Source organism: Candidatus Poriferisodalis multihospitum (assembly GCF_028283155.1).
In the GTDB taxonomy this organism is placed as follows: Bacteria; Actinomycetota; Acidimicrobiia; order Acidimicrobiales; family Poriferisodalaceae; genus Poriferisodalis; species Poriferisodalis multihospitum.
Genome location: NZ_JAPYOK010000036.1, coordinates 1 through 8901 on the forward strand (window position 1 = coordinate 1; position 8901 = coordinate 8901).

General features: G+C 63.6%; 8 protein-coding genes. 4 read left to right on the plus strand and 4 right to left on the minus strand.

Going from position 1 to position 8901, the window contains the following annotated elements; all coding sequences use genetic code 11:
- Window positions 1-132 precede the first annotated feature (132 nt).
- Complete coding sequence (locus VI480_RS02980; protein WP_323671328.1) at window positions 133-381, plus strand: hypothetical protein; 249 nt, start codon at window positions 133-135, stop codon at window positions 379-381.
- Between the two features lie 16 nt (window positions 382-397).
- Window positions 398-817, plus strand: a complete 420-nt coding sequence (locus tag VI480_RS02985) for a type II toxin-antitoxin system VapC family toxin (RefSeq protein WP_323671329.1) — start codon at window positions 398-400, stop codon at window positions 815-817.
- 36 nt (window positions 818-853) lie between these two features.
- Here VI480_RS02985 and VI480_RS02990 read toward each other — a convergent pair whose 3' ends face one another.
- From VI480_RS02990 to VI480_RS03000, 3 genes are read right to left on the minus strand one after another with little or no spacing between them, the layout of a single operon-like run.
- Complete coding sequence (locus VI480_RS02990; protein ID WP_323671330.1) at window positions 854-3928, minus strand: site-specific DNA-methyltransferase; 3075 nt, start codon at window positions 3926-3928, stop codon at window positions 854-856.
- 3 nt (window positions 3929-3931) lie between these two features.
- Window positions 3932-4255 carry a DUF86 domain-containing protein gene (locus tag VI480_RS02995; protein WP_323671331.1) on the minus strand — a complete coding sequence of 108 codons (324 nt, stop codon included), beginning with the start codon at window positions 4253-4255 and terminating at the stop codon, window positions 3932-3934.
- Between the two features lie 31 nt (window positions 4256-4286).
- A complete protein-coding gene (locus VI480_RS03000; protein ID WP_323671332.1) occupies window positions 4287-7667 on the minus strand; it encodes a BPTD_3080 family restriction endonuclease in 3381 nt (1126 codons plus the stop codon).
- Between the two features lie 113 nt (window positions 7668-7780).
- Between VI480_RS03000 and VI480_RS03005 the strand changes: the two genes are divergently transcribed.
- Together VI480_RS03005 and VI480_RS03010 are read left to right on the plus strand one after the other, a co-directional pair.
- Window positions 7781-8035, plus strand: a complete 255-nt coding sequence (locus VI480_RS03005; RefSeq protein ID WP_323671333.1) for a DUF433 domain-containing protein — start codon at window positions 7781-7783, stop codon at window positions 8033-8035.
- Window positions 8032-8397: a DUF5615 family PIN-like protein gene (locus tag VI480_RS03010; RefSeq protein WP_323671334.1), complete on the plus strand. Its 366-nt coding sequence runs from the start codon at window positions 8032-8034 to the stop codon at window positions 8395-8397. Before VI480_RS03005 ends, VI480_RS03010 begins: the two co-directional genes overlap by 4 nt.
- Before the next feature lie 77 nt (window positions 8398-8474).
- Here the strand turns inward: VI480_RS03010 and VI480_RS03015 are convergent.
- Window positions 8475-8901 (minus strand): phytoene desaturase family protein (locus tag VI480_RS03015; RefSeq protein WP_416246626.1); only part of this gene is annotated, 427 nt, incomplete at its 5' end.

Below are 8901 nucleotides of genomic sequence, written 5' to 3' on the forward strand. Positions count from 1 at the left end.
CGCCTGAACCGCACCCGGCACTCGGCGGCGGACCATCCGCTGCGCCATGCCACCGAGCGTAGGTCAGCCGACCTCCCCGCAGCGCGCAGCAGGCCCACTGAGAGCCGCACGATGTGATGCTATGATGTCACCATGAGGACGGTCATCACGTTGCCGGATCATCTCCACGCCGAGGCGAAGCGGCGCGCTGCGGAACAGGGGATCAGCTTCGCGGAGTTCGTGCGGCGGCTGTTCGACCGCGAACTCAGCGCAGCAGAGCCTCAAGGCGACCTTGATGCAATTTGCGCAATAGTGCAGGGCGAAACGTTTGACATGGCCGCAGACGGAAAGGCAATCGTGGCTGAAGCCGTTGCGGCACAGCACGAGCGGCACCTTGACTGACCGCCGAGCAGGGCGCATGGGACTCTGCTTCGTCGACACTTCTGCGTGGGTGTCAATGGCTGTCGCCTCGGAGTCGTCGCACACGCGGGTCAGAGCAGCGCTTCGTGAGCGACAAGGTCGCCTGCTGACGACCGACCATGTGCTTCAAGAGACATGGTCCGTGATGAAGCATCGTCATGACCGATTCGTCGCTGAGATTGCGGTGAACGCTATTCGCAGGGGAAACGCCCGAGTCGAAGCCTCACTGCTGGGCGATCTGGAAGCCGCGGCGGCAATCGGGCTGGCGTTCAGCGATCAGGACTTCTCGCTCGCTGATCGAACTAGTTGGGCGGTGATGGAACGGCTGGGCATCACCGAGGCGGTCACGCTCGATCGCGACTTCCGGGTGTACCGCTACGGCCCAGGAAGGCGCAGAGCATTCCGCATCGCACCTTGACGCCGCGGGTCGCCTCCCGCCACCGATGTATGCAAGTCAGCCGGTGCTTGGGACCCGGAAGACCTTCATGACTTCGTCGCCGAGGTGGTTGATGACCTTGACGGCAATGTGGCCGGTCTCGGGGGTCGGGAACGGTCGTGACGTGTCGCTGTGCAGGGTCGCCCAGGCGTCTACGTCGATCTCGGCCCGAAGGCTCGTCTTGAGCGACTTGTAGGGGTCGTTTGCGCCGAGAAAGTAGGCGTGGCGCACGAAGAAGCTCTCGTGGTCGTAGTCGGTGTCGACGAACCAGCAGGCGATCGAGTCTGGCTCGTCGCTGCGCACGTCGCCGGTCGTCGGATCGAAGACGTCGATCCCCCGGAGCCTGACGCGGTACTGCATGGCGCCTTGGTCTTCTGCGCTGGCGGCGGGGCCGGCTTCGTCGGGCGACACCGGGAGCAGCTCGATGTCGGGCTCGCCGAAGATCACGAACAGGTTGCCGCTGCCGGTGCTCTTGAGCTCGTTCGCCATGTGCAGGTCGGCGTTCATCCTGGCCTTCAGCACCGGCAACGGGCCCGACCTGATGAACGCGGACGCCTGCGCGTCGTAGCTGAACGCACATGAGATGAGCACGTGGAACCCGGCCTCTGCCGCCTCGCGAGCGGCAGCGACGAGGTCGGAGCGTGTGACAGTGCCGAACTCGGGACCGACGAAGATCGCCGCCCGTCGTGTCGCTGCCTGCATTCCAGCGCCCTCAGGCCCGAGTTGATCGGCAGTGCCGGGTGGCGAGCCGAGCGACGGCGAGGCGTCGCCGTTGGATGCGGCGACTAGGTCGGCGTCGTCCAGTTCTCCCGAGCCGGATGACGAGGCGGCCGATCCCTCGACGTAGGTGGCCTCGGCGCAGATGTAGTCGCCGGGCCACGGCTGCAGCGAGACGAAGTCGATGCGGTCCGTCTTGTGTGCCTGCTGCACGCCAGCAGTTCGCAGGTTGTCGAGGATGATGGACACGAAGTCCTGCGGTGACTCGCCGCTGCTCCGTGCCTCGGCTACGGGATCGATCAGCTCATCGTCGGCGTCGAGACCCACGTAGCGGTGCGGCGAGATGCTCTCGACGGTGAACGGGCCGGCGACGCGTACCTTCGAGTTGTCCTCGTACGGCTTGTCATAGAGGTATTCGAAGTCAGCCTTCGCAGCTATCGACTCGTCGATTGCCCGCTGCCGGTCGAGGCGCGCCTGCCAGAACCGTTCGTGCGGATCAGCGGTGTCCGCTGGCCAGTCCTCGGGCCGCTCACGAGGCACTTCCCATTCGAGCAAGCCGCTCGCAGGCGCCTCCTCGCCCGATGGCAGCGAGACCGTGGCGTCTGCCGACAACGCGAAGTCGATCTGCTGGCCCTTCCGGCCGCCGGTTTCGACGTCGAACGGCGACGGCGGACTGGCACGCAAGGCCGCATTGAGCTCCGCGAGCGCGGCCTCGACTGCGGGCTGGCGCTGTTCGTAGATCACATCGATCTCGGCGTTGTTGGCGATCGAACGCAGTGTGATGTGCGGAACACGTTCGTAGACGAACCCCTGCCTCACGTCGCCGTACGTCGGCGCATCAGGCGGTTCTGTGTGACTGAGGGCGGCTTCCTTCTCTCGCCCTTCTGCGCTGTCTGCCAACAGGTAGTACGGATAGCGAGCGCCCATGAGCCGCGCCCGCGCCAAGGCCAGCGCGACTCGCGAAGTGTCGATAGTGATCCACCGCCGACCCCACTGCTCCGCCACATACGCGGTGGTGCCCGATCCACAGGTCGGATCGAGCACCAGATCGCCCGGGTCTGTCGCCATCAGCAAACAGCGCTCGATGACGCGTGGTGCCGTTTGCACAACGTACACCCGCTTCTCGCCGAATCCGCTTTGGCGGGTGTCATCCCAGATGTCGTTGAACGCCTGCAACGGCCAATCAGAAAACGGTCGAACAAAACGAAGTGTTCTTCCCGAATATGTCAGCCTGCTGCACTTCCCGAGACGTTCCATGCCCAATTTGCTTGTCTTCCAGCCTCCACTTCCGGGGCGAAACAGATTGCCGCAGTGCTCATGACCGAATGTCGTCGTTGCACTTGCAGACTGTGACGTAAGTGGATTCATCGCCGAGATGCGGTGCGGCACCTCTCCTGCGGGAAGAAACTGGCCGGTTGAGTCCCAGTCGTAGCGATAATTGTTGTCATCGTCTACGTTCCTATAGAACTTGATTTCCCGGCTCTTCGCGCGTTCTCGATTGCGCGTATACCACAATATGACATCGTAAGTGTTGTCTAGAAGCGACGCCGCCTTGCCAGTTGTCTTGCGAAAGACAATGCTCGCCACAACATTGGCAGCACCGAATATCTCGTCCATCAGCGCCCGGACACGATGAACGTTCTCATCTCCGATCTGCACGAAGATTGAGCCAGTCTCGGTCAACAGATCACGAGCTACGTTCAGGCGATCCCTCAGATATGTCAGATAGGTATGGATGCCATCTCGCCATGTATCTCTGAACGCTCGCACTTGCTCAGGTTCACGGGTGATGTGGTCAGCCTTGCCGTCACGCACGTCACGGCTCATCGTCGACCATTGGAAGTTGGAGTTGAACTTGATGCCGTAGGGCGGGTCTAGGTAGATGCACTGCACCTTGCCGCGTAGACCCTCCCGTTCCGCGAGGCTTGCCATCACCTGCAGACTGTCGCCCAGGATCATCCGGTTCGACCAGTTCATCTGGTGCTCGTAGAACTCCGTCTTCGCGTCGGCGCTCGGAAGCCCGTTGAAGTCGGCAAACAACTCGATCTGGAAGCCAGCGTCAGCGGCGGCCTGCTCCACACTGCGCTGCGCGCTCAGCCGCCGCAGGTCTTCCACCAGCGACTTGGGGTGGACCTTCTCTTGGATGTACAGCGGCGGGGCTTGAACCACCAAGTCGGCCCAGTCGGCGGTGTCCTTGCCTCGCCACACCAACTGCGGGTCAAGATCACGGTTGCGCCTCTCGTACTCCACCTGCAGCGGGTGGTCGGCGCCAACCCGATCCTGAGTCTGGAACTCCGCTGTCGGAATGTTCAGCCGCGACGATTCGTCATGTGTGAGGCTCTCGACTTCCTTCGATTTTGCACCACGCTTGGCCATCAGTCATTCCTCGCCATGCACCGCCAGGACGGCGCGGAGTGCTGCGACGAGAACGGGCACATCGATTGTTGCAGTTCGCCACACCTTCTCGTCGTCGACTTTGTCGTATTCATGCACGATTCGATTTCGCATCGCGCGGACTTCATGCCAGGGAATATCACCGAGTTGAGCTCGTACTTCGTCTGGCAGTCGGGCCGCTGCTTCAGCAATGATGACAATCTCCAGTTGTACCGCGCGGCGTGTTCTGCGATCCGAACGAAATCCACCCCCAGTGAGATCTTCCACAAACTCGGCGATGCTCTCAGCTGAATCCAGCATGTGCCGCATGTGCGGCACCCATTCCTCTGGTTCGGTGCATCTATACATCGATTGCATCTCTCTCCGCGTTCGGGCGTACGTGGTCGCGCAGGTTCTTTCTGAGCACCACGTCGACCCTGCGTCCAAGTGTGTCCTCCAAGAAGGGTCCCTCCCCGAAGCTGCCCCAGCCCGACGGCTCTGTGTGGTAGTCGACCATGAGATCGATGTCGCTGGTGAGCTGGGCTTCATCGCGGGCGAACGATCCGAACAGCTTGAGATCTCCGATGCCGAAATCCTCTTGCAGGCGCGGCTTGAGTTCGCGAAGCGCAGCCAACACAGCATCGCGGCTGTCGAGCACGCGGTCGCCGGTGCGCCGCGCCTGTGCCTGGCGTCGGGCTTGGGTGACGGCGGTTTCGAGTTCCTCCTCGAACGTCCAACTGTTGCCGAACTCCACGAACTGCCAGCGGCCGTGGCTGCCGAGGCGATTGACGCCGGGCACCCAGTAAGTGCGCATCGTGGCGGACTTGTCCTTGGCGTCCTCGCCGCGGAAGCCCTTGACCTCGGCCACCAGGTGCAGCGGGTCGTCGCTGCCGCAGCCGTCGTCGAGCAGCAATATGAAGTCGGGCACGTAGATGCGGTTCTGGCCGCCGGTGCGATAGGGCACCTCGAAGCCCATGCCCTGGTTCTTGACATAGGCCAGCACGTCGGAGTTGGCCTCTGCCACCTCGCAGAACTCCAGCTCCCAGTCGCTGTCGCCGATGGCCCAGTTGACGTGGCTGCGGTCGGCGCGGGTGCGCCAGCGCCGCTCCTTGGAGGTGGCGAAGCTGACGTCGCGGGTCGTGCCGACTGGCGAGAACGGGTCGAGCACTGCTGTGACGATGCCGCCACGTTCCTGTTCGGCTTCGACGATGGCGGTCGTGATGCGGTCGCACGCCTGATCTCTGAGCGTGGGATAGAGCAGATGGCCGAGTGATGTGCCGCCTTCGCACACCAAGTGCTCATCGAGCCAGCGCTCGGTCAGGCGCTTGAGCTGGCCGAAGAGGTGCAGCCGGGGCTGGCCGTCATCGTCGCGCCACTGCGTGAGGAGCAGGTAGCGGGTGAGGTAGTACACCACGGTGGAACGACGCGTGTCACCGATGTTGGCGAGATCAAGATCAATGCCTTCGCCGATGATCCCCTCGTTGCGAGTGCGGGTCGGGCCGACCAATTCAGGAGTGAGCCGCAGCGTCGAATCTTCGGTGAACTCGGCTTCAAGCCGGTCGTCGGGCAGCTCGATCCGGTAACCGGCCACCCGCGGGAAGCGAATCTCCAGCCCATCACGCTCGGGGCTGACGGCGTGCACCTGCACCGTCGACTTAGGCGGTGTGGGCTTGACAATCACCGGTTGGGCGGTGAAGTCGAACGGCACTCCGAACACGTCGGCGTACTCGGTCTCGAACAGACCGTCCTCGTTGAGGTCGTACGACTGGCGGCGCAACGCGCGGCCCACAACCTGCTCGCACAACAGTTGCGTGCCGAACGCTCTCACACCCAGGACGTGCGTGACGGTGTTGGCATCCCAGCCTTCGGTCAGCATCGCCACCGAGACCACGCACCTGGTGTCGCCGCCCAGTCGGCCCGGCTTGCCCACCGTGTTCATCACCTCGCGCAGCAGGTCTTGGTCGCTGAGATTCTGGGCCTCCTGGCTGGTGCCGCCGCGAGCGATGATCTCTCGGCGGTACCGCTCGATCTCGTCCGACGCCGCATCGCGGAAGTTCGGATCGAGCGCGTCGCCGGATTCGAGTTGGCGGCTGTCGATCAGCAATGTGCGCGGACGTGCCACAGGAGTGCCGTCGGCTTCAAAATTGCGGAACAGCTCCAGTCGTCCGTTGTGGAACGAACTCGCGCCGTCAGGCTGGTCGCGCCGGTAGCCGGAGATGTAGTCGTAGACCATCTTTGACGTGGCCGTGTTGTTGCACACCACGATGAAACACGGCGGAACCTCGATGTCCGGCTGAGCCTGCCACTGCTCGGAGGTCTGCTCGTAGTGCCCGTAGAGCGCTTCCAAGGCCGACTTCAATTCAACGGGCAGCACTGCTTCGGGGTCGAGCTGCCCGACGGCCTTCAGGCCCTTCTTCGGCATCCTCTTGCCGATGTGCTTCCACAGCTCGCGATAGGTGGGCATAACGTTGCCGGGGATGTTGTCGGCCACCGGCACTCTGGGGAGCTTGACGATGCCGCACTCGATGGCGTCCATCAGCGAGAAATCACTGGCGACCCAGCCGAACAGAGTGCCCTCGGCATAACCCGAGCCGCTGAGGAAGAACGGCGTCGCCGACAGGTCGATGACCCGTTGCAGCCCGAGTCTGCGCTGTACGGCCTCGATGCCGGTCATCCAGACGCGAGCGGCCTCAGAGTTGTCTTCGGCTTCCTTGCGGTCGTCGCCCTTGAACTCTGCTTCCTCTGACTCGTCGGCATCACCCGGCTTCTCGCGATAACAGTGGTGTGCCTCGTCGTTCAGCACCATGACGCCCTTGGTGCCCATCAAGGTGGGCATCACACGCTGGAGCATCTGGCCCTCGGTCTCCAGCGTGTCGATCTCGGGGCCGTGGCCTTGCAGCAACGCCCGGCTGCCCTTGGCGAGGCTCATCGCTTCGCGCCGGATGAACGCGTGGTAGTTCGTGATGACGATCTTGGCCTTGCCCAAATCGGCCGTCATGTCGGCGGGCACGAGGTACCGGCTGCGGCAGTAGCTGTCGGGGTCGTTGGGCTGCAACACGCGGAGCCGATCCCGAATGGGTATTCCAGGCGTGACGACGAGGAAGCCACGGGTGAACCTGGGGCTTTGGGGATGCCGCACCGCATTGATGGTCTGCCACGCAATGAGCATGGCCATCACCGTCGTCTTGCCCGAACCGGTGGCCATCTTCAGCGCAAGGCGATCGACGCCGGGATTAGCCTGCTCGCTGGCTGCTGCGATCCGGTCGCGCAGGCTGCGCCCGACGGCCGTGTGCGGAGCGACCTCGGTGAGCCAGATGACGGTCTCGACGGCCTCGACTTGGCAGAAGAACGGCCGGATGCCCGGAAACTCGAAGTGCCGCCAGTGCTTGAGCAGCCGCGCAGTCTCCGCGGTGACATGCCAGCGTCGCTCGTCAGGTTCTGACCGCCACTTGGCGACCTCGCCGCGGATCGTGTTGATGAGCTGTGACAGGTCGTACTGCTGGCGGTCGTCAGCCAGGGCTTCGGCCTGCTCGTCGAACACCAGCGTGCGCTGTTCCGCATCGACTGCTTTCGCGCCCTGCTTGCCGCGCTTACGTGGCGCAGGAATCGGCGAGATGAACGAGGCGGGACGACGACCCTCCTTCAGCAACCCAGTGGGCTGGCGTTCGTCGTCGAGCTCCCAGTGGCTCGTGGGGGCCTCGTACGGCGAGTTGAGGATCGGCTGTTCGTAGAAGTCGGGCATCTTGCAGTCACGCTACGCGGCCGGTGTCACCGGCTGCGCTCTTGACCGCCAATACTGCTGGCAGGCCCGCCGGTCTATGCTCGTCCTAGGGCGAGCACCATAAGGACCCAATAGTGGCGGACTGCACCGAACTCCTGAGCCGGATCACGGTCAATCCGGAAGTCTTCGGCGGCAAGCCGACCATCCGTGGGCTGAGAATCGCCGCCGAGCATGTCCTCGGCTGGCTCGCGGCCGGCGATTCGGCCGAGAAGATCCTCCGCGAGTACCCGATACTCGAGCCAGCCGATATCCAAGCCTGCTTGACGTTCGCCTATCGATCACTCGCCGGAGAAGACGTACGCGAACGGGTGATCGTAACCGCCGCGTGAGATTCCTGCTCGATGTCTGCGCTGCGTCACGCAGCTTGCATCAGCACCTGGCGGACAATGGGCACGACGTGTACTCGGCGGCAGAGTCGGCTCCTCGCGCCACCGACCGGGAACTACTGGACCTCGCTCTCGCACAGGACCGCGTCCTCATTACCGAAGACAAGGACTTCGGCGAACTGGTCTTCGTCTGGCGCTTGGCTCATCCGTGCATCATCCGCTTCGCCGACTTGCCGCTGCGCGACCGGCCGACCGCGATCGACGATTTGCTGCAACATCACACTGAAGAGATGCGTTCAGGCCACATCATCGTGGTATCGAAACACAGAGTCCGAGTTCGTCGCGGTGCCGACGAAGCCTCGTAGTGCTTCTCAGGCGGCCGAGGGCCATAACCAGAACCAGTCGAAGCGGTGCCAAGACGCAACACACGATCAAGTCAGGCTCAGTCGATAGCGTCGAGTGAGGCGAGGGCTCGGGTGGCGGCGTTGAAGCCGCAGAGTCCGTGTGCGCCGGCACCGGGGGGCGTGGATGCTGAGCACAGGTAGGTGCCGGGGACGCCAGTGAAGTAGGGATCGCGGGCGGGTCGGGGCCGGAACAGCAGCTGGAGGGGCGACGAGGCGCCGCTCAGGATGTCGCCGCCGCCGAAGTTCGGGTTGTAGATCGACATCTCGGTGGTGGAGCGCACCGCGGTTCCCACCACCTGCTCGGAGAAGCCGGGGGCGAAACGCTCGATCTGGGCGATGATCGCCTCGGTGGCGTCGCCGGTGTAACCGTGGGGGACGTGGGCGTAGGTCCACAGCGGGTGGACATTGCCGACCGAGCGGCCGGAATCGGCCAGGTACTGCTGGCCCACCAGCACGAAGGGCCGC

What these genes read in the sequence shown, in the direction of transcription:
- VI480_RS02980 (WP_323671328.1), top strand. Translation starts at nt 133, where the DNA reads ATGAGGACGGTCATCACGTTGCCGGATCATCTCCACGCCGAGGCGAAG.
- VI480_RS02985 (WP_323671329.1), top strand. Translation starts at nt 398, where the DNA reads ATGGGACTCTGCTTCGTCGACACTTCTGCGTGGGTGTCAATGGCTGTC.
- VI480_RS02990 (WP_323671330.1), bottom strand. Translation starts at nt 3,928, where the DNA reads ATGGCCAAGCGTGGTGCAAAATCGAAGGAAGTCGAGAGCCTCACACAT.
- VI480_RS02995 (WP_323671331.1), bottom strand. Translation starts at nt 4,255, where the DNA reads ATGCGGCACATGCTGGATTCAGCTGAGAGCATCGCCGAGTTTGTGGAA.
- VI480_RS03000 (WP_323671332.1), bottom strand. Translation starts at nt 7,667, where the DNA reads ATGCCCGACTTCTACGAACAGCCGATCCTCAACTCGCCGTACGAGGCC.